General features: G+C 65.4%; 16 protein-coding genes. 11 read left to right on the top strand and 5 right to left on the bottom strand.

Translation table 11 applies throughout. The features are described 5' to 3' along the window. Positions 1-6: 6 nt before the first annotated feature. The 8 genes from tsaE to ACQY7X_RS12700 are packed head-to-tail and all read left to right on the top strand — an operon-like array spanning position 7 to position 10,751. A complete protein-coding gene (gene tsaE, locus ACQY7X_RS12735) occupies positions 7-471 on the top strand; it encodes a tRNA (adenosine(37)-N6)-threonylcarbamoyltransferase complex ATPase subunit type 1 TsaE (protein ID WP_428245623.1) in 465 nt (154 codons plus the stop codon). Further along, positions 468-1,472 (top strand): aminoglycoside phosphotransferase family protein, encoded by a 1,005-nt coding sequence (locus ACQY7X_RS12730; protein ID WP_428245622.1) that lies wholly within the window; start codon positions 468-470, stop codon positions 1,470-1,472. The genes tsaE and ACQY7X_RS12730 overlap by 4 nt, the downstream gene beginning before the upstream one ends. Further along, a complete protein-coding gene (locus tag ACQY7X_RS12725; RefSeq protein WP_428245621.1) occupies positions 1,469-2,206 on the top strand; it encodes a nucleotidyltransferase family protein in 738 nt (245 codons plus the stop codon). Before ACQY7X_RS12730 ends, ACQY7X_RS12725 begins: the two co-directional genes overlap by 4 nt. Further along, on the top strand, positions 2,190-5,132 hold the full coding sequence (gene addB, locus ACQY7X_RS12720; protein ID WP_428245620.1) for a double-strand break repair protein AddB: 2,943 nt from the start codon (positions 2,190-2,192) through the stop codon (positions 5,130-5,132). Before ACQY7X_RS12725 ends, addB begins: the two co-directional genes overlap by 17 nt. A gap of 2 nt (positions 5,133-5,134) precedes the next feature. Next, positions 5,135-8,614 (top strand): double-strand break repair helicase AddA, encoded by a 3,480-nt coding sequence (gene addA, locus ACQY7X_RS12715; protein ID WP_428245619.1) that lies wholly within the window; start codon positions 5,135-5,137, stop codon positions 8,612-8,614. Beyond that, complete coding sequence (locus ACQY7X_RS12710; RefSeq protein WP_428245618.1) at positions 8,611-9,360, top strand: DUF1223 domain-containing protein; 750 nt, start codon at positions 8,611-8,613, stop codon at positions 9,358-9,360. The genes addA and ACQY7X_RS12710 overlap by 4 nt, the downstream gene beginning before the upstream one ends. A 59-nt stretch (positions 9,361-9,419) precedes the next feature. Beyond that, a complete protein-coding gene (locus tag ACQY7X_RS12705) occupies positions 9,420-9,893 on the top strand; it encodes a GNAT family N-acetyltransferase (RefSeq protein ID WP_428245616.1) in 474 nt (157 codons plus the stop codon). A 36-nt stretch (positions 9,894-9,929) separates the two neighbouring features. After that, positions 9,930-10,751 (top strand): NUDIX hydrolase, encoded by an 822-nt coding sequence (locus tag ACQY7X_RS12700; protein ID WP_428245615.1) that lies wholly within the window; start codon positions 9,930-9,932, stop codon positions 10,749-10,751. A 184-nt stretch (positions 10,752-10,935) separates the two neighbouring features. Here the strand turns inward: ACQY7X_RS12700 and htpG are convergent, their stop codons facing one another. The 5 genes from htpG to ACQY7X_RS12675 all read right to left on the bottom strand — a co-directional run bounded on the left by htpG (position 10,936) and on the right by ACQY7X_RS12675 (position 17,532). Continuing rightward, positions 10,936-12,816, bottom strand: a complete 1,881-nt coding sequence (htpG, locus tag ACQY7X_RS12695; protein WP_428245614.1) for a molecular chaperone HtpG — start codon at positions 12,814-12,816, stop codon at positions 10,936-10,938. 139 nt (positions 12,817-12,955) lie between these two features. Beyond that, positions 12,956-14,089 (bottom strand): hypothetical protein, encoded by a 1,134-nt coding sequence (locus tag ACQY7X_RS12690; protein ID WP_428245612.1) that lies wholly within the window; start codon positions 14,087-14,089, stop codon positions 12,956-12,958. Positions 14,090-14,098: 9 nt separating this feature from the next. After that, a complete protein-coding gene (locus tag ACQY7X_RS12685) occupies positions 14,099-16,042 on the bottom strand; it encodes a Gldg family protein (RefSeq protein ID WP_428245611.1) in 1,944 nt (647 codons plus the stop codon). Between the two features lie 3 nt (positions 16,043-16,045). Beyond that, positions 16,046-16,780 carry an ABC transporter permease subunit gene (locus ACQY7X_RS12680; protein WP_428245610.1) on the bottom strand — a complete coding sequence of 245 codons (735 nt, stop codon included), beginning with the start codon at positions 16,778-16,780 and terminating at the stop codon, positions 16,046-16,048. 11 nt (positions 16,781-16,791) lie between these two features. After that, positions 16,792-17,532, bottom strand: coding sequence for an ABC transporter ATP-binding protein (locus tag ACQY7X_RS12675; protein ID WP_428245609.1), 741 nt, complete (start codon positions 17,530-17,532; stop codon positions 16,792-16,794). Positions 17,533-17,674: 142 nt separating this feature from the next. Here ACQY7X_RS12675 and ACQY7X_RS12670 point away from each other — a divergent pair, with 142 nt between their 5' ends. Genes ACQY7X_RS12670 through ACQY7X_RS12660 form a run of 3 tightly spaced genes read left to right on the top strand, consistent with a single transcriptional unit; the run spans position 17,675 to position 19,644 of the window. Next, the gene (locus ACQY7X_RS12670; RefSeq protein ID WP_428245608.1) at positions 17,675-17,863 is read left to right on the top strand and encodes a DUF1289 domain-containing protein; all 189 of its coding nucleotides are present in this window, start codon (positions 17,675-17,677) and stop codon (positions 17,861-17,863) included. A 4-nt stretch (positions 17,864-17,867) separates the two neighbouring features. Further along, positions 17,868-18,815 (top strand): ABC transporter permease, encoded by a 948-nt coding sequence (locus ACQY7X_RS12665; protein ID WP_428245607.1) that lies wholly within the window; start codon positions 17,868-17,870, stop codon positions 18,813-18,815. After that, positions 18,808-19,644, top strand: a complete 837-nt coding sequence (locus tag ACQY7X_RS12660) for an ABC transporter permease (protein ID WP_428245606.1) — start codon at positions 18,808-18,810, stop codon at positions 19,642-19,644. The genes ACQY7X_RS12665 and ACQY7X_RS12660 overlap by 8 nt, the downstream gene beginning before the upstream one ends.

The following is a 19,644-nucleotide window of genomic DNA, read 5'->3' as shown; positions in this document are numbered from 1 at the left end:
CGCGCCATGCCCGATCTGCTGACGCTGACCCTGCCCGACGAGGCTGCCACTGCGGCTTTGGCGGCAAGGCTTGCACCACGCCTGCGGGCTGGCGATGCGCTGCTGCTGCAAGGCCCGCTGGGTGCCGGCAAGACCAGCTTCGCCCGCGCCGCGATCCGCACGCTCTGCGGCCCCGGCACCGAGGTGCCAAGCCCCAGCTTCAATCTGGTGCTGACCTATGACACGCCGGCCTGCCCGCTCTGGCATGTCGATCTCTACCGCGTCGCCGATCCGCGCGAGGTGGATGAACTGGGGCTTGAGGAAATCTTCGCCGACGGCATCGCATTGATCGAATGGCCGGACCGCCTTGGGCCGGACGTACCACGCGGCGCACTGACCTTGACCTTGCAGCCGGCCACGGATAGCAGCCGCATAGCCACCTTCCAGGGCGCCGAGGATTGGGCGCCGCGCTTGAACGACCTGAAAGCATGACCGACCGTAAAGATTTGGCACAGCATTTCATTCAGCAGGCCGGCTGGGGCGATGCCGAACGCCGCATGCTGGCCGGCGATGCTTCCTTCCGCAAATACGAACGTCTGCATCGCGGCCATGAAACCGCCGTGCTGATGGATGCGCCGCCACCGCAGGAGGATGTGCGGCCCTTCATCCGCATGGCGCGCTGGCTCTGTGAGGCCGGTTTCAGCGCCCCGCGCATCCTGGCCGAGGATGCCGAACACGGCTTCCTGCTGCTGGAAGACTTAGGCGACGATCTCTATTCCCGCCTGCTGCGCCAGGGCGGCAACGAGACCGAGCTTTACGAAGCCGCCATCGATCAGCAGCTGGCTTTGCACCAGCATGGCGCACCGGCCGGCATCGCGCCCTATGACGTGCCGCGCCTGGTGGATGAAGCCGGGCTGTTCCCGGACTGGTATCTGCCTGCCCTGCATGGCACGCCGGCTTCGCCGGAGCTGCGTGCCGAATTCGACGCACTGATTGCCGGCCTGGCGCCGGCGGCGATTGCTGCCCGCCCCATTGCCGTGCTGCGCGACTATCATGCGGATAACCTGCTATGGCTGCCGCAGCGCCAGGGCCATGCCCGCGTCGGGCTGCTGGATTTCCAGGATGCGGTTGCCGGCCATCCGGCCTATGACCTGGTGTCGCTGCTGGAAGATGCGCGCCGCGACGTGGCGCCGGAACTGGCCGAAGCGATGCTGGCGCGCTACATCGCGCGCAGCGGTACAGATGCAGCCGCGTTCCGCCGCGCCTATGCCATCCTCGGCGCGCAACGCAATATCCGCATCATCGGCATCTTCACCCGGCTGTGGAAACGCGATGGCAAGAAAGGCTATCAGGCATTCATGCCGCGCATGTGGGGCCTGCTGGAGCGCGACTTGCAGCATCCTGAATTGCACAGCCTGCGCAACTTCATCGACCGCGTGGCACCGCCGGCCCTGCGCCGCCAGCCGCTGCCCGGCCTGGAACAGGCGGCATGATTGCCCTGCCCAAAACCGCCATGGTGCTGGCCGCCGGCCTTGGCACGCGGCTGAAACCGATCACCGATACGCTGCCGAAGCCGCTGATTCCAGTGGCCGGCCGCAGCCTGCTCGACCGCTGCCTCGACCGCCTGGTGGAAGTCGGGGTCGAGCGCGCCGTGGTGAATATCCACTGGCTGGGCGAACAGATTCGCAACCACCTGCAATCACGCACGGATATCGAAATCCTGATTTCGGACGAGAGCGATGCCCTGCTTGAAACCGGCGGCGGATTGGTGCGCGCCCTGCCGCTGCTGGGCGAGGCGCCGTTCTTCTCGGTAAACGCCGACCTGATCTGGCGCGATGCACGCGGCAATTCGCTCAAACGCCTGGCGCAGCGTTTCGATCCCGCCGCCATGGACGCGCTGCTGCTGTTGCAGCCGACCATTGCCGCGACCGGCTATGACGGCCAGGGTGATTTCACCATGGACCAACTGGGGCAACTGAAACGGCGCGACATCCGCGATGTGGCACCCTTCGTCTATACCGGGGTGCAGATCGTGGCGCCTGCCCTGCTGCGCGATGCCCCTGCCGGCGCCTTCTCGCTCAATCTGCTCTATAACCGCGCCATCGCGGCCGGCCGGCTTTACGGCATGCGCCATGAAGGCGACTGGATGGATGTCGGCACCCATGCCGGCCTGGCCGAAGCCGAGGCGCGACTGGCTGAGCGCATAAGCCATGGCCGCCGCGCCTAAGGTCTATTCGATCCCGGCCGGCGCGCCTTTCCTGGAGGCGCTGGCAGCCGGCATCCTGCGTCGCCATGGTGCCGATCCGCTCGAACTCTCGCGCGTCACCGTGCTGCTGCCGACCCGGCGCGCCTGCCGCGCTTTGGCCGAAGCCTTCCTGCGGCTTGGCGTGGCGCAGGGCCGCGATGCGCTGCTGCTGCCTACTATCCAGCCGCTTGGCGATATCGATGAGGATGAACTGGAACTGCGCGGCCTGGGCAGCGATGCTCGGCAGGCGATCCCGGACCTGCAACGCGCGCTGCTGCTGACCAGGCTGCTGCGGGCCTCGCCGCTGGCCGGTGGCGATGCGGCCAATGCCTATCGCCTGGCGCAGAATCTCGCCGAATTGCTGGATGCAGCCGCCACCGAGGAAGTCGGTCTCGACCACCTGCCCGATCTGGTGCAGGGCGATCTGGCCCAGCATTGGCAATTGACGCTGCAATTCCTTTCGATCATCCGCGAAACCTGGCCCGCCATCAAAGCCGAACGCCAGGGCCTGGATGCCGCCGAGCATCGCAGCGCCACCATGCAGGCCTGGCTGGATTTCTGGCGGACGCAGCCGCCCGATGGTCCGGTGATCGCCGCCGGCTCCACGGGCACGATCCCTGCCACCGCCAAGCTGCTGCATCTGGTGGCGCGGCTGCCAGAGGGCGCCGTGGTGCTGCCCGGGCTGGATGAGGCGTTGAGCGATGCGGCCTGGCGCGAAATCCACACCGAGCCAACGCATCCGCAACATGCCCTGGCCTTGCTGCTGGACAAGCTCGGCATAGTGCGCGGCGACGTGCAGCCCTGGCCGGAAGCCGCGGCGCCGACGGCGCGCGTGGCCCTGCTGCGTGAAGCCTTGCTGCCGCCAGCCGAGACCCATGCCTGGCGCGACCTGGCGCCACCGGATGACGCTGCCTTTGCCGGGCTGCAACGCATCGAGGCGCCCGGCCCGCGCGAGGAAGCCCTGGCCATCGCCCTGGCGCTGCGCGAAACCCTGAACGACGCCGAACGCACCGCCGCGCTGATCACGCCTGATCGCAGCCTGGCGCGGCGCGTGGCGGCGGAATTGCAGCGTTACGGCATCACAGTGGATGATTCCGCCGGCCTGCCGCTGCTCAACACGCCACCGGCGGTGTTCCTGCGGCTGGTGGCGCAGGTAGGCAGCAGCGATTGCGCACCGGTGGAACTGCTGGCACTCCTGAAGCATCCCTTCTGCATGCTGGGCGGCCCGCGCCTTGCCCTGCTGGATTGGGCGCGCCAGCTTGAGCGCCTCGCCCTGCGCGTCAACGAACCGGGCGGCGGTATCGGCATGATCGCCGCGCGGCTTGAGAAACGTGGCGACCTGCTGCCGCTGCTTGCCCGCTTCCGCCAGGCGATGGCACCATTGCAGGCGGCGCTCGCCATGGATGAGCCAAGCCTGCCGGCCTTGACCCAGGCACTGATCGAAAGCGCCGAACTGCTGAGCGCGCCGCCGCCCGGCGAAACCCCGCCGCTGTGGCAGCGTGAGGCTGGCGAGGCGCTGCATACGCTGCTGCTCGATATCCTGGCACAAGGCGGCGAACTCGGGCCGGTGCAGCCCGATGAATGGCCGCGCCTGTTCGAAGCCCTGCTGGAAGGACGCGTGGTGCGGCCACGCTATGGCAGCCATCCGCGCCTCAGCATCCTCGGCCTGCTGGAAGCGCGCCTGGTGCATGCCGACCGCGTCATCCTCGGCGGCCTCAATGAAGGCACCTGGCCGCCGCAGGCGCAGGAAGATGCCTGGCTCAGCCGGCCGATGCGTGCCGCGCTTGGCCTGCCGCCGCCGGAGCGGCGCCTGGGCCAGACCGCGCATGATTTCGTGCAGGCGGCCTCGCGCCCGGATGTGATCCTGAGCCGCGCCATCAAGGTGGATGGCACGCCCACTGTGCCGGCGCGCTGGCTGCTGCGGCTGGCGGCCAGGCTTGGCGAGGATACACGCTGGCAGACCACCCTGGCGCCGCGCTATCTCGACTGGGCCGCCCTGCTGGACAAGCCGCTCGGCAAAGTGCCGACCGATGCGCCGATGCCAAAACCGCCACTCAGCGCACGACCACGCAGCCTGTTCGTTACAGCCGTGGAGCAATGGGTGCGCGATCCCTATGCGCTCTATGCCCGGCATATCCTCAAGCTGCGCAAGCTGGAGGAACTGGCGCAGCCCGCCGATGCGCGGATGCGCGGCAATGTGATCCACGATGTGCTGGAAACCTTCCTCGATCGGCACCGCGACACCCTGCCACCGCGCGATGCCGCGCTTGGTGAATTGCTCGATCTCGGCCGCGCTGCTTTCGATCCCTGGATGCAGCAGGCGGAAGTGGCGGCCCTGTGGTGGCCGCGCTTCGAGCGCGCCATGGCCTGGTTCATCGACTATGAAATCGCACGCCGCGCCCAGGGTTTCCGCCCCGCCGTAATCGAACGCGAAGGCGAAATGCTGGTTGGTGGTGACTTCACCCTGAAGGCTCGCGCCGACCGCATCGACCGCCATACCGATGGCAGCCTGGCGATCCTCGACTACAAGACCGGACAACCGCCATCGAAGGATCAGGTGCATGCCGGGCTGGCGCCGCAATTGCCGCTGGAAGCCGCCATCGCCAAGGCCGGCGGCTTCGCCGATCTGCCATCGGGCAGAATCGCGGAACTGGTCTATATCCGGCTGCATGGCGGCGAGAGCGCCGGCGAGGAACGCCGCATCGAGGCCGGCAGCCGCGACAAGAACCCGATCCCGCCCGCCGATGAACTGACCGATCACGCGCTGGAGCGTTTCCAGCAGTGGATCGCCAGATTCGACGATCCGGCAACGCCGTATCTGTCGCGGCCGCGGCCGCAATTCCTCGCCTATGCCGGCGATTACGACCACCTGGCCCGCGTCGCCGAACGCAGCCTGGACGAGGAGTGAGCATGGCAGCGCGGGGTGAAGACGATCTGCTGCTGCATACGCGCAACCAGCGCGGCGCCGCCGATCCCGGCCTCTCGGCCTGGGTGGCTGCCAATGCCGGCTCGGGCAAGACCAGCGTGCTGGTGGACCGTGTTACCCGCCTGCTGCTGGCCGGCACGCGGCCGAACGGCATCCTCTGCCTCACCTTCACCAAGGCCGCCGCCGCCGAAATGGCGAACCGCCTGAACAAGCGGCTGGGCGACTGGGCCTTGCTGCCCGATGACACGCTGCGCCCGGCATTGACCGACCTGCTGAGCCGCCCGGCAACCACCGCCGATCTCAATACCGCACGGCAGCTTTTCGCCCGCACACTGGAAGCGCCGGGTGGCCTGCGGCTGCAAACCGTGCATGCTTTCTGCGAAGCCCTGCTCAAGCGTTTTCCGGTGGAAGCCGGTGTCCCGCCGCATTTCAGCATCGCCGACGATGCCCATGCCGCCGACCTGCTGCGCACCGCGCGCGAAGGCATGTTGCGCAAGGCACTGACTGACGCGGATTTGAACGACGCCCTGCTGTTCATCGCCGAGCGGCTTGACGATGCCCGTTTCGACCGCCTGCTGCGTGCCCTGCTGAACAAGCGCCGCGATCTGGTGCAATGGCTCGATACAGTTGGCGGCGTCGCTGGCGCCATCGCCGAACTGCGCCAGCGACTCAATGTCGAGGCCGAAAGCGAAGCTGCCTTGATCGCGGCCCATATCGCCACGATGCCGCTGGACGACCTGCGCCGTGCCGTTGCCGCGCTGAGCCAGGGCAGCAAGAAGGATCAGGAACTGGCCGGCGAGATCGCGCCATGGCTGGGCGCCGACCTGCCGGCGGATCGTTTCAAGGCGGAATGGCTGCCGGCGTTCTTCACCGCCAAGGGCGAGCCGACCAAGACCCTGGCCTTCGGCCCGACGCTGAAACTGTGCGCCGATGCCGACGATATCCTGAAAGCCGAACAGCAGCGGCTGATGCTGCTGCGCGGACAGCTCAATGCCATGCTGGTGCTGCGTGCATCATCGAGCCTGCTGCGGCTGGGCGCTGAATTGCTGGAAGGCTACGCAGCGGCGAAGCGCGCCCAGGGCCTGCTGGATTACGATGACCTGATCCTGCGCAGCCGCGATCTGCTGGTGGAGCCGACCCAGGTCGCCTGGGTGATGTTCAAACTGGATCAGGGCATCGACCATATCCTGGTGGATGAAGCCCAGGATACCAGCCCGGATCAGTGGCGCGTGATCGAGGCCCTGGCCGATGATTTCTTCACTGGTGCCGGTGCGCGGCCCGGCCTGCGCACGGTATTCGCGGTCGGCGATGCCAAGCAATCGATCTATTCCTTCCAGGGCGCGCGGCCGAAGGCCTTCCTCGGCATGCGCGACCGCTTCCGCCGCAAGGCCGAGGAGGCAGACGTCACCTTCCGCGTGCTGCCATTGCAGATGTCGTTCCGCTCGACACCGGCGGTGCTGCGCCTGGTGGATGCGGTATTCCGGCTGGAAGCGGCACAGGCTGGTGTGGTGGAGCCGGGCGAAACGCTGGAGCATCGCGCCCGGCGCGCCGAAGCGCCTGGCCAGGTGGAATTGTGGCCCGCCCTGGCGCCGCCGGAACGCCAGGCACAGGAAGCCTGGGATGTGCCGCTGGATTATATCCGCACCGATGATCCGCGCGTCACCCTGGCGCAGCGTATCGCGGCCCAGGTGAAAAACTGGCTCGGCCGCGAATGGCTGTCGGGCCAGGGCCGCCGCGTGACAGCCGGCGATGTGATGATCCTGGTGCGGCGGCGCAATGCTTTCTTCGATGCCATGGTGCGCGAATTGAAACTGGCCGAAGTGCCGGTGGCGGGTGCCGACCGCATGGAACTGGCCGAGCAGATCGCGGTACAGGATCTGCTCGCCGTCGCCGACTTCTGCCTGCTGCCGGACGATGACCTGACGCTGGCAACCGTGCTGAAGGGGCCGCTGTTCAATCTGCCGGAAGATGATCTTTTCTTGCTCTGCCATGGTCGCGAACCGGCACGGCTTTGGCCGACCCTGCGCCGCCGTGCCGCGGAAAAGCCGCTCTGGACCAAAGCCGCCGAGGAACTGGGCGCGCTGCTCAGCCGCGCCGATCACACCACGCCATTTGCCTTCTATGCCGAGCTGCTTGGCGCCAGTGCTGGCCGGCAGCGGTTGCTGGCGCGGCTGGGCCAGGAAGCCGATGAGCCGATCGATGAATTCCTTGCCGCCACGCTGGCTTTCGAGCGCGAGGCGGCGCCTTCATTGCAGGGCTTTGTCGCCTGGTTCCGCGCCCATGCCGGCCAGGTGAAGCGCGACCTGGATCAGGGCCGCGACGAAGTGCGCGTGCTGACCGTACACGGTGCCAAGGGTCTGGAAGCCCCCATCGTGATCCTGCCCGATACCTGTGACCTGCCGAAGCCACGCGAGGATGAAGGCTTGTTATGGCAGGAGCATCAGGCAGGCAGTAACCAGGGCGCCGCCCTCTACTGGCCGCCGCGCAAGGAACATGATGTTGCGGAAACCGCCGCGATCCGGGCGCAGCGCCAGTCCGCCCAGCTTGAGGAATACCGCCGCCTGCTCTATGTGGCGCTGACCCGGGCCCAGGACCGCCTGATCGTCGCCGGCTACCTGAACGGCACCACGGGCAAGAGCGGCGCACCGGCGGGTAGCTGGTATGCCCTGGTGCAGGCTGCTTTCGATACGCTGGATGGCGTGAGCGAAGCCGAATTGCCCTGGGGTGACGTAGCGCGGGTTTTTGCCAATGCCGGCAGCGAAGCCACCAAGCCGAAAGAGGCCGGGGAAAAGCGCGAGCCTGCGGCATTGCCACCCTGGAGCCGCCTGCCGCCGGCTCCCGAGCCAAGCCCGCCGCTGCCGCTCAGTCCTTCCCGCCCGGCCCGCGAGCCAGCGCCGCCGCCGAGCCCGGCCCTGCCGCCGCGCCGCGCCGGTCTGCTGCGCGGCAAACTTATCCACCGCCTGCTGCAAAGCCTGCCGGAACTGAACCCTGAGGCAAGAGAAGCAGCAGCGCAGCGCTTCCTGGCCCATCCCGGCCATGGCCTGATGCCGGAAGAACAGGCGGAACTGGCCGTCGAGGTGCTGCGGCTGCTGGACGATCCGGTCTTCGCGCCGGTATTCTCGGGCGCCGCCCGCGTGGAAGCGCCCCTGGCTGGCCGCCTCGGCGACCGCATCGTGGTTGGCCGCGTGGATCGCCTGATCGTGATGCCAGACAGCGTGCTGGTGCTGGATTACAAGACCGACCGACCGCCGCCCGCCAGCGCGGCAGAAACGGACCCTGCCTACCTGATGCAAATGGCCCTGTATACCGCCCTTTTGCGCGCGATTTTCCCGCACCGCCGGATCAGTGCCGCCTTGCTCTGGACGCATGCCCCGAGCCTGATGCCGCTGCCCGAAGAACTGCTGGCGGCCTCACTGTATCGTGACTCGCCGCAGCCCGCCCCGGCTCCTAGCTTGAAGCCATGATGCGTAAGGTTTTCCGTACTCTTATCCTCGCCCTCGCGCTTGGTCTGCCTGGCGTGCTTGGCCTGTCCAGCGTGCCGGCCCGAGCCGATCCGCCGACTCCGGTGGTGATCGAAATGTTCACCAGCCAGGGCTGCGCATCCTGTCCACCCGCCGATCTGCTGATGCTGGACTGGGCCAAGGATCGCCAGGTGATCGCACTGTCGCTGCATGTCGATTACTGGGATTACCTCGGCTGGCGCGACACCTTCGCCAAGCGCGGCCATACCGACCGCCAGCAGGCCTATGCCAAGTATTCCGGCTCGCGTCAGGTCTATACGCCGCAGGCGGTGGTGGATGGGCAGTATATCGCCGTCGGTTCCAACCGCGAGGCGGTGGAAAATGCCGTGCGCGGCGCCATGAAGGACCGTCACCTGGTGCTGAAGGCCGAGCGCGACGCGGATGGCAGGCCACAGCGCCTGGCAATCCCGGCCCGCAAGGAATGGGAAGGCGAAGCAACCATCTGGCTCTGCTTGTTCGACAAGCGCCATGACGTGACCGTGCAGCGCGGCGAAAACAGCGGCAAGACCCTGAGCTATGTGAACGTGGCCCGCGCCTGGATCGATCTGGGGCGCTGGACCGGCGAGGCCGCCAGCCTCGACCTGACACCGAAGCTGGTCAGCTATGACTGGGACAATCGCGGCGCGGTTGTTCTGGTGCAGGCGAAGAAGGGCCATATCCTCGGCGCCATCGATCTGGGTGGTAAATAAGCCGGCCTGATTGATGGGCTGGATTGACGGAACCCTTCCGGGGACCGAAGCTGAACCCCATGACAGGCTCGAATCCATCCACCCTGGCGCGGCTCCGCCCGGCTGAACGCCACGACACCCAGCGGCTGAAGCAGATCGCCAATGCCGCCTATGGCATCTATGCCGATGTGCTGGCAACGCCGCCGCAGCCGGTACGCGACGATTATGTTGCGCTGGTGAATGATGACGCCGTGTTCGTTGCCGAGAACCAGGAAGGCGTCGCCGGCTTTACCGTGCTGCTGCCGATCCACAATGCGCTGCTGCTGCATGCCCTGGCCGTGGCGCCCGAGGCCCAGCGCCAGGGCGTCGGCGCGCAATTGCTGCATTTCGCCCTCACCCATGCCATCGGCCAGGGCCTGCCGGCGCTGGAAGTCTCGCTGGAAAAGGCCATGCTGCCGCTGCTCGGCTGGTTCGGCCGCTTCGGCTTTGAAACCATCCGTTCGCCCGGCCCGGGTGGCTACCAACGCTATTATCTGCGGCGTAGACTGCCCTGACCGACAAGCAAATAAGAAAGTTCGAGGAAACACCCGATGTCCGCTTCGCCCAAGGATTCCCAGGCCGCCGCACCGAAGCCGGCGCTGCCCTCTTCCACCATGCTGATGCTGCGCGACGACGCCCAGGCCGGCCTGCAGGTCTTCATGGTGAAGCGTAATTACGCGATTGACTTCGCCTCCGGCGCCCTGGTCTTTCCGGGTGGCAAGCTGGCCGAAGGCGATAGCGACCCGCGCCTCGGCAGTCATCTGCGGCCCGGCAAGCTGAAGGCGGAATTGCTGCCCTATGCGCTCGGCGCCATCCGCGAGAGCTTCGAGGAATCTGGCCTGCTGCTGGCGCGGGCAAAAGGCTCGGACCATTTCCTGGATGCGGTACGGGTGCAGAAGCTGGATAGCTGGCGCAACCCCTTGAACAAGGGGGAAAAGACCTTGCTTGATCTTGCCGAAGCCGAAGGCATCGAATACGCCGTGGATGCCGTGGTGCCGTTCGCCCATTGGGTGACGCCGGTGAGCATGCCGAAGCGTTTCGATACCTGGTTCTTCCTGGCGCCGGCGCCGGCCGACCAGATCGGCAGCCATGATGGCGGTGAATCCGTCGAATCCGAATGGATCAATCCCAATACCGCCCTCAGCGAATGGGAAGCCAAGACCAAGACCATCGTGTTCGCCACCCGCATGCAACTGGTGAAACTGGGGCGCAGCAGCACCAGCAACGATGCCTTCAAGGCGGCGATGGCTGACCCGATCATGACGGTGATGCCGGTGCTGGATAAGGACGCGCCCGGCGAGCCGCATCTGCGTATTCCAGCGGAAGCCGGCTATGGCATTACTTCGGTGCCCATGAGCCGCGTCGGGATGTGACTTATCCACCTTGTCATGCGCGGGCTTGACCCGCGCATCTCTCGCCACGCTGAATGAGACCCCCGGGTCAGGCCCGGGGGTGACGACTTAAGTTTTTTCGTCATGCCCGCCATGGCCCTTCGGGCCTGTGCGCCCACGAACGCCTTCAGGCGTTCGCGCGCTTACAGTGATCCGGGCATCTCCCTCAACCAATCCCTGCCGCCATCACGCGCGCGAGGCGCTGGGCGAAAGCGGTGGCATCGCTGAGGGTTTCGCCTTCCACCAGGCGCGCCTGATCGAGCAGCAGATGGGCCGCATCCTGCAATGCGTCGGTGGCGCCGGATTCGCCGGCACGTTCGGCCATGCGCCGGATCAGCGGGTGACGCGGGTTGATTTCCAGGATGCGCAGCGACGGCCCGAGCATGCCCAGTTGCTTGTTCATGCGCAGCAGGCGCTCCAGATGCATGTCCATGTCGCCATCGGCGGCAACCAGGCAGCAGGCACTATCGGTAAGCCGCGCGCTTTCACGCACATCGCGCACCGCTTCACCAAGGATGGTCTTGAGCGCCGCCACCAGGGTGACAAGTGCCGCACCCTCCACGGCCTCGCCCTGATCCTCAGGCTTTGGCGCATCGGCCGCCGCCTCGATCTGGTCAAGATCGGCGCCGCCGCGCGTTACCGAGCGGAACGGCTTGCCCTGCCAGTCGGTGACCTGGGCCAGCCAGAAATCATCCACCGGATCGGTGAGCAACAGCACTTCCACACCCTTGGCGCGGAAGCCTTCAAGCTGCGGGCTGCGCTTCAACGTCTCGATCTGGTCGCCGGTGATGGTGTAGAGCGCGGTCTGGTTGGCTTTCAGCCGGCTGATATAGTCATCCAGCGAGACCCAGCCTTCCTGGGTCGATGACCGGAAACGCGCCAGTTTCAGCAGCTTTTCACGATGCTCGGCATCCTCGTAGATGCCCTCCTTCAGCACTGCCCCGAAATTCTCCCAGAAAGCCGCGTAGGCTTCCGGCTCCTTATCGGCTTTGCGCTCCAGTTCGGACAGCACGCGGCGCGTGATCGCCTGCTTGATGCGCGTCAGCACCGGATTGTTCTGCAGCATCTCGCGGCTGACATTCAGCGGCAGATCGGCGGAATCGACCACACCGCGCAGGAAGCGCAGCCAGGATGGCACCAGCCCTTCGCAATTATCGGTGATGAAGACGCGGCGGACATAGAGTTTCAGCGCCGGCTTGCGCGCCGGATCGAACAGATCGCGCGGCTGCATCGTGGGCACATAAAGCAGCAGCGTGTAATCCAGCTTGCCTTCGGCCTTGGCATGCAGCGTCAACCATGGATCGTCGAAGGCATGGGCGACGTGATGGTAGAAATCCTTGTACTGCTCTTCCGTGACCTCGCTCTTTGAACGGGTCCACAAAGCCGAGGCAGCGTTCAGCGTCTCGTCATCCTTGCCCGCTTCCAGCAACACCACAGGCAGGGCGATGTGATCGGAATAAGCCTTGACGATGCGGCGCAGAGTAGCGGGGTCAAGGAATTCATCCTCGCCTTCACGCAGATGCAGCGTGATCGTGGTGCCCCGGCCCGCCTGCTCGGCCTCGCCGATGGTGAAGCTGCCCGAGCCATCGGATACCCAGCGCCAGGCTTCCGGCTCACCGGCGCGGCGTGACACCACCTCGACCTTGCCGGCAACCATGAAGGCGGAATAGAAGCCGACGCCAAACTGGCCGATCAGTGCCATGTCCTTTGCGGCATCGCCCGAGAGGCCAGCCATGAACTCGCCAGTGCCGGAACGCGCAATGGTGCCAAGATTGGAAACCAGTTCATCCCGGCTCATGCCGATGCCGTTATCGGCAATGGTGAGCGTCCGCGCTGCCTTGTCGGCGCTCAGGCTCACCCGCAGCTCGCTGTCGCCATCCCACAGCGAGGCATCCATCTGGGCGGCAAAGCGCAGCTTGTCGCAGGCGTCAGAAGCATTCGATATCAGCTCACGAAGGAAGATTTCCTTCTGGCTGTACAGCGAATGGGTGACGATCTGCAGCAGCCGCGCCACTTCGGCCTGGAAAGTCATGGTCTGGTCGGTCATCGGTTCGTCCTCGTCGCTTCCAATGCGGCGTTCGCCGGACGAATGGGATGCCTGGGCCAAGCCCGGGCATGACGATTATGGGGTTTTGTCATCCTCGGACCTGCCCCGAGGATCCCATTTTGGCGTCTGCCGCCGAAACTCAATCCTTCTTTTCTTCTTTTGGCTTCTCGTCTTCAAGCAGCTCAGAGAAACGGCGCAGCAGGTCGCGGGCGGCATATTCCGACACCAGATAAGACCAGCCATTCATGCGGCCATTGGCCTCATCCACCTGTTTCTGTGCCTCTTCCGGCTTGAGCAGGGCGGCATTGTCCTTGTCTTCCTTCACCAGCGCGGCGTCATAGGCAAGCTGCACCGTGACCCAGGCCTTCTTGTCGGCGGCGGGAACACTCTTCACCGTGGCGCGCACGCCATCCAGCGTGACGATCTCGGTGATATTGGCCTTGGAGAAATCATGTGCCGCAGCGCGGGCGACATCGTCGAAGCTGATGAAGGCGAGCGCACCCGGCGCCGAATTGGTATCGTATTGCGAGGATAGCTTCTTGCCGGCGGGGATCGCCTTAGCCGGCTTGAAATCATCCTTGGCGGTACCGTTCTCGCCATGGGTACGGATCAGTTCCAGCACGTCGCCATCGCTGTGGCGGATGCTGGCGGAAGCGACGCGGGCGCGCTCGATACGCACCATATCCTTGTCCAGCCAGGCAATCGGATCGGCCGGCAGGTCGACACGGCCCTTGGCGAGCCAGGACTTGGTGTCGCTGACCAGACGCACATGCAATTCGGCGGGCTTCGGGCCAACTTCACGCGCACGCACCTTGCCGACGATAACTTCGGCCAGCGGCGTGTTCTTGGCATCCAGCAATTTCACCTTGATCGGGCCGGGATCGGCCTTCGCGGCCTCGTCAGCCGGCTTGTAGGCGGCCGGATCGCTGACCTGGATCCGGTCATAGAGTTCCGGCTTGTCGGTACGCGGCTCGATGGTCTGCAATTCGGCAATGCCGAGAATGTTCTTGCGCAGGATATCGGCCTTGACGCGATAACCGTCCTTCGTGGGCATCACCCAGTATTCGCCGGCCCGCTCGATGCGGAAGCGGCCCTTGAGGCTTTCCACTTCCAGCGCGGTGACATCATTCACCCGCTTCGCCAGATCCGGCAGCAAAGGCTTGGAGGCAAAATTCGCCTCGGTCGCCTGTTCACGCTGCTGCGCTACATACCAGGCCACGCCGCTCAGCGCGACGGCGGCCACCAGCAGGATGACACCAACCTTGCCCTTCATGCTGTTACCTCACCCTTCCACACTGCGCACGAACCGGCGGCGCCGCCAAGCGACACCCAGGCCGATTGCCACCAAAGCGGCAAGCAGCGGCACCAGACCGATATTGATGAACTTCACGCCAAGCTGCAGGCTTTCGATATCGCGGTTCAGCTCGCGCTGCACATTGCGCAGTTCCTTGCGGGTGGTGAGGATTTCACCCCGCAGGCCCTCGATGGCAGCCTGCTGCTCGGCACTGACCAAGGCATTGGTGCCGCTGCCGCCAGCTTTCGTCTGCAACTCGGCGATCTGCTTCTCGGTCTCATCCAGCTTCTTCTGCAGCGCGCGCTCGCGGGCCTGATACTGCTGGTCGGCGCTGCGGCGCAGTTCCTCGATCACCAGGAACGGACGCTGCGACTTGCCGCGGCTGCGCAGCCCGATCAGGTCGCCGGAACCCGACATGTTGTCGATGGCATTGACCAGGAAATCCGCATTGGCGGCAATCGGCACATAGAGCGACTGGCCGAACATCTGCTGCGTGCGCACCCAGAAGCGGTCATCCAGCAGGTCGGCATCGGCCACCAGCACGACATTGATCGGCTTGGCGCTTTCCTTCACCTGCGGCGCGGCGGCAACCGCCGGCTTGTCGCCTTCCTTCTTCTCGGCATCAGCCTTGGGTGCCGGCGGACCATCCGGGAAAGCGGTCTTGGCCGGGCCCGTGATGCGGGCGGCAAGCGTGTAGACCTCGCCGGTGGCCTTGAACTTCTCGGCCAGGGCCTGCGGGTTGGGATCGCCGCGCAGATCGGCCACATCCATCAGCATGGCATTCTTCGACGACTGCATCAGCGGCGTGATGGTGGTGGTGCCACCCTCGCGCTTGGTGATCGCGCCGGCGGAGGCGACATTGATCGAGGTGATCTGCGACGTGATGATGTCGTCACGGTTCATCTGCGCTTCGGTGAGTGCCAGCCACGGAATGTAATCGGCAATCGCCGCCGCCCCCGAACGGCCGGTCTGCACGCGCTGCGCCAGGCTCAGGTCGGCAACGAATTTCGGTTCAACATCGACGCCCCAGGACTGGAACAGCTTCGGCAGCAGCGAACCGCTATCGCCTCCGGGCATCGGCTGGCCGGTCATCGGATTCGGCATCGCCGCCACGGTTTCCGAATACGGATCGGTGAAGGCGATCAGGCGGCCACCCTTGAGCACGAACTGGTCGAGGGCATAGAGCACCTCATCCGAAAGGTCCTTCGGATGCGCCAGCACGATGGTGTCATACTTGTCGGCGATATCCTCCGGCTTCGGCGCATCCAGCACCTTGGCATCGAAGAACTGCTTGATCTGGCCCAGCACCAGATAGGGCTGCGCCTGGCCGCGCATCGCCGCCATGATGCCACCCGGGCCGTATTCCAGCGGCAGCGAGCCGATGATGGCAATCGAGGGCTTCTTCGGATTGCTCAGGGCATAGACCAGCTTGGTCAGGTCGTATTCAAGGAATTGTTCTTTTTCGGACTGGAAGAACGCGATTGATTCCTGCTGATCGACACTGTTGCTGCCGACCAGGCCGAAATAGAAATTCTGCCCGCTCTGGCCCAGCGACACGGCCTGGATGCCGGCGGCGACGGCGCGGTCCTCGGCTTCCGAGAACGGCTCGGGGTCGATCACTTCAAGCCGCAGCTTGCCGCCCGAAAGGGCCGCGTAGCGTTCCAGCAATTCGCGCACGCGCTGGCCATACTGCTTGATCTGCGGCGCCTGGCTGGCGAGCTTGTCGGAGAAGAAGAAGCGCAACGTCACCGGCTCCTGCAGCCCCTTCAGCACATTGCGGGTGCCGTCGGAAAGCGTGTAGAGCCGCGCCTGCGTCAGATCCAGCCGGGCATCGCGCAGGCCCTGGTTGGACGCGATGTTGACGGCGAAGAACAGGGCAAACACGGCGACAAGGCCAGCGCCGGTGATGAGAGTCTTGCTGCGCGCGTTCATGGCTCAGCCCGCCTTCTTCATGTCTACCACCACCGCAGTGGCATAAAGCCAGGCGACGATCAGGGTGACGAAATAGATCAGATCGCGCAGGTCGATCACGCCTTCGATGATGGCGTTGAAATGCCCGAGGAAGCTGAACGAGGCGATGGTATCGACCAGCAGGGTCGGCGCCCAGCCGGAGAAGAAGTTCAGCACCATCGGCGCGCCGGAAACCGTGAAGATGAAGCAGACCAGCACGGAGAGCACGAAGGCGATCACCTGGTTGCGGGTCAGCGCCGAAAGGCAGCAGCTGATCGCCAGATAGCCGCCAGCCATCAGCAGGCTGCCGAGATAGCCGGCCAGGATGACGCCATGATCCGGCTGGCCGAGCCAGGCCACCGTGATCCAGAACGGGAAGGTGAGCGCCAGCGCGATACCGGCGAAAGCCCAGGCGGCAAGGAACTTGGCCACCACGGCCTGGCCGAGCGGGATCGGCAGGGTGAGCAGCAGTTCGATGGTGCCGCTCTTGCGCTCTTCTGCCCACAGCCGCATGCCGATGGCCGGCAGGAAGAACAGGTAGAGCCAGGGATGGAACAGGAAGAAGGCCTTGAGGTCGGCCTGGCCGCGCTCGAAGAACTGGCCGAGATAGAAAGTGAAGATACCGGTGGTGAACAGGAACACCACGATGAAGACATAGGCCACGGGCGTGGAGAAGTAGCCTCCCAGCTCGCGGCGGAACACGGCGGACAATCCGGTCATGGTGAGATTCCTCAAGCGGCCTGGCGCGGCTGGGTAAGCTGGCGGAAAGCGGCATCAAGCCGGCCCGGCTGAGCCAGGATGTCGCCGACGCGCCAGCCCTCGCCTTCCGGTTTGCCTTCAGCAACGATGCGGCCGCGCGCGATGATGATGGCGCGGCGGCACACCGCTTCCACTTCTTCCAGGATATGGGTGGAGATGATGATTGCCTTCTCCGCCGCCATGCCCTGGATCAGGCCGCGCACTTCATGCTTCTGGTTCGGATCGAGGCCATCGGTCGGCTCGTCCAGCACCAGCACCGGCGGATCATGCAGGATCGCCTGGGCCAAGCCGACGCGGCGCTTGTAGCCCTTCGACAGCGTGTCGATCGGCTGGTCCAGCACATCCTTGATGTTGACCTGATCGATCACCTTGTCGAGCCGCCACTGGCGTTCGGAGCCGGAAAGGCGGCGCACATCGGCGATGAAATCGAGGAAGCCGCGTGCCGTCATGTCGGTATAGGCCGGGGCGCCTTCGGGCAGATAGCCGAGCAGCCGCTTGGCCGCCATCGGCTCCTCGGCCACGTCATGGCCGCAGACCTTGATGCTGCCGGAAGTCGGGGTGAGGAAGCCGGTGAGCATTTTCATGGTGGTGGACTTGCCGGCGCCATTCGGCCCAAGGAAGCCAAGCACCTCGCCCTTGCCGACCGTGAGGCTGATGCCGTCCACAGCCGTGAAGGGGCCGAATTTCTTCACCAAATCGCGAATTTCGATCATTGTGCCCAGCCACTCCCCTGGTCTTTTCCCTGGCGCGTCCGACAGATAAGCGCTCGCCCGAGGGGCATCAAGGGTTGGGGGGCGGAAAATGCCCTAAATTGCAGTACTGGACAGGAACTTCCGGGGGTGCTACCCGCGACAAATGGCCGCCCGGGACGACACCGACGAGCATCCACCCTCGCCCTGCACCAAAGTGTGCCGGATCGATGTCAGCACGGGCTTTTGCCTGGGCTGCTGGCGCACCGGCGAGGAGATCGGCATCTGGCCCAGCTTGAACGCCCAGGAGAAGCGCGACCTGCTGCGCCGCCTCTCCGCCCGGCGCTGGAGTTAGGTCTTTGCCGGGTTTCCTGGTCAAGCGCGCGCTGACCCTGCTGGCAACGCTGCTGGCCACGTCGGTGATCGTGTTCCTTGTGCTGGAAATCCTGCCCGGCGATCCGGCCCTGCTGCTGCTCGGCACCGATGCCACCGACGAACAGCTTGTTGCGCTGCGCAGCCAGCTTGGCCTCGACCGCCCGGCGCATATCCGCTACCTGGCCTGGATCGGCGGCCTGCTGCACGGCGATTTCGGCATCTCCTATGCCTACAAGACTCCGGTCTGGCCACTGATCGCCGAGCGGCTGTGGCTGACCTATCCGCTGGCGCTGAATGCCATGACGCTGACCGTGCTGCTGGCCCTGAGCCTCGGCCTGTTCGCGGCACAGCGGCATAACAGGCTTGGCGACGTGCTGATCATGGCTTTAAGCCAGATCGGCATCTCGATCCCCAGTTTCTGGTTCGGCATCCTGCTGATCCTGCTGTTCGCCGTGCATCTCGGCTGGTTCGCCGCTGGCGGCTTCCCCGGCTGGGCCGATCCCGCCGCCGGCTTCAAGGCGCTGGTGCTGCCCAGCCTTTCGCTGGCCGTGGTGCAGGCCGCCATCCTGGCGCGCATCACACGGTCCAGCGTGCTGGAAGTGCTGCGCGAGGATTTCGTGCGCACGGCGCGGGCCAAGGGCCTGTCCAGCGGCGCCGTGCTGCGCCGCCATGTGCTGCGCAACGCACTGATCCCGGTGATCACCGTGATCGGCCTGCAATTCGGCGGCCTGCTGGCCGGTGCCATTGTCGTCGAGCAGGTATTCTCGTTGCCCGGCCTTGGCCGGCTGGTATTCCAGGCCATCGCCAACCGCGATATCGAGGTGGTGAAGGCCGCCGTGATCCTGCTCGCCTTCACCGTGGTGATGGTGAATTTCATCGTCGATCTGCTCTATGCCGTGATCGACCCGCGATTGCAGGCGCGCGATGTCTGATTTCCTCAGCCGTGCCCTGAAGCATCGCAGCTTCCTCTGCGGCGGCCTGCTCACCTTGCTGATGCTGGGCATGGCAACGCTTTCGCTGGTCTGGACACCCTACAGCCCGACTGCGATCAACATCCGCCGCCGCCTGGCACCGCCTTCCGCCGATTACTGGCTCGGCACCGATCCCTATGGCCGCGATGTGTTTTCGATGATCCTGGTGGGCGCGCAGAATTCCATCGTCGTCGGCGTCGTCGCGGTCGGCATCGGCATGAGCCTCGGCACGGCGCTGGGCCTCTGGGCTTCGGCGCGGCGCGGCTGGCTCGAAGAATTGATCATGCGCTTCGCCGATTTCACCTTCGCCTTTCCGGCGATCCTTTCGGCGATCATGTTCGCCGCCGTGCTGGGGCCGAATTCGCTGAATTCGATCATCGCTATCGCGATTTTCAACATCCCGATCTTCGCCCGCGTGGCGCGCGGCTCGGCCAATGCGATCTGGGCGCGGGATTTCATCCTCGCCGCCCGCGCCGCCGGCAAGGGCGCCTTGCGCATCACGCTGGAGCATGTGCTGCCCAATATCCTGGCGGTGCTTGTCGTGCAGGCGACGATCCAGTTCGCCCTGGCGATCCTGGCGGAAGCCGCCCTTTCCTATCTAGGCCTCGGCACCCAGCCGCCGACGCCTTCCTGGGGCCGCATGCTGAACGAAGCGCAGGCGATGATCTTCCGCAGCCCGTTCCTGGTGGTGTTCCCCGGCCTTGCCATCATGGTGAGCGTGCTCGGCCTCAACCTGCTTGGCGACGGCCTGCGCGATCTCACCGATCCGCGCCTGTCGCGGCAACGGTGA

Source organism: Ferrovibrio sp., from assembly GCF_965278975.1.
Taxonomy (GTDB): domain Bacteria; phylum Pseudomonadota; class Alphaproteobacteria; order Ferrovibrionales; family Ferrovibrionaceae; genus Ferrovibrio.
This window is presented reverse-complemented; position numbering and strand designations above follow the sequence as displayed.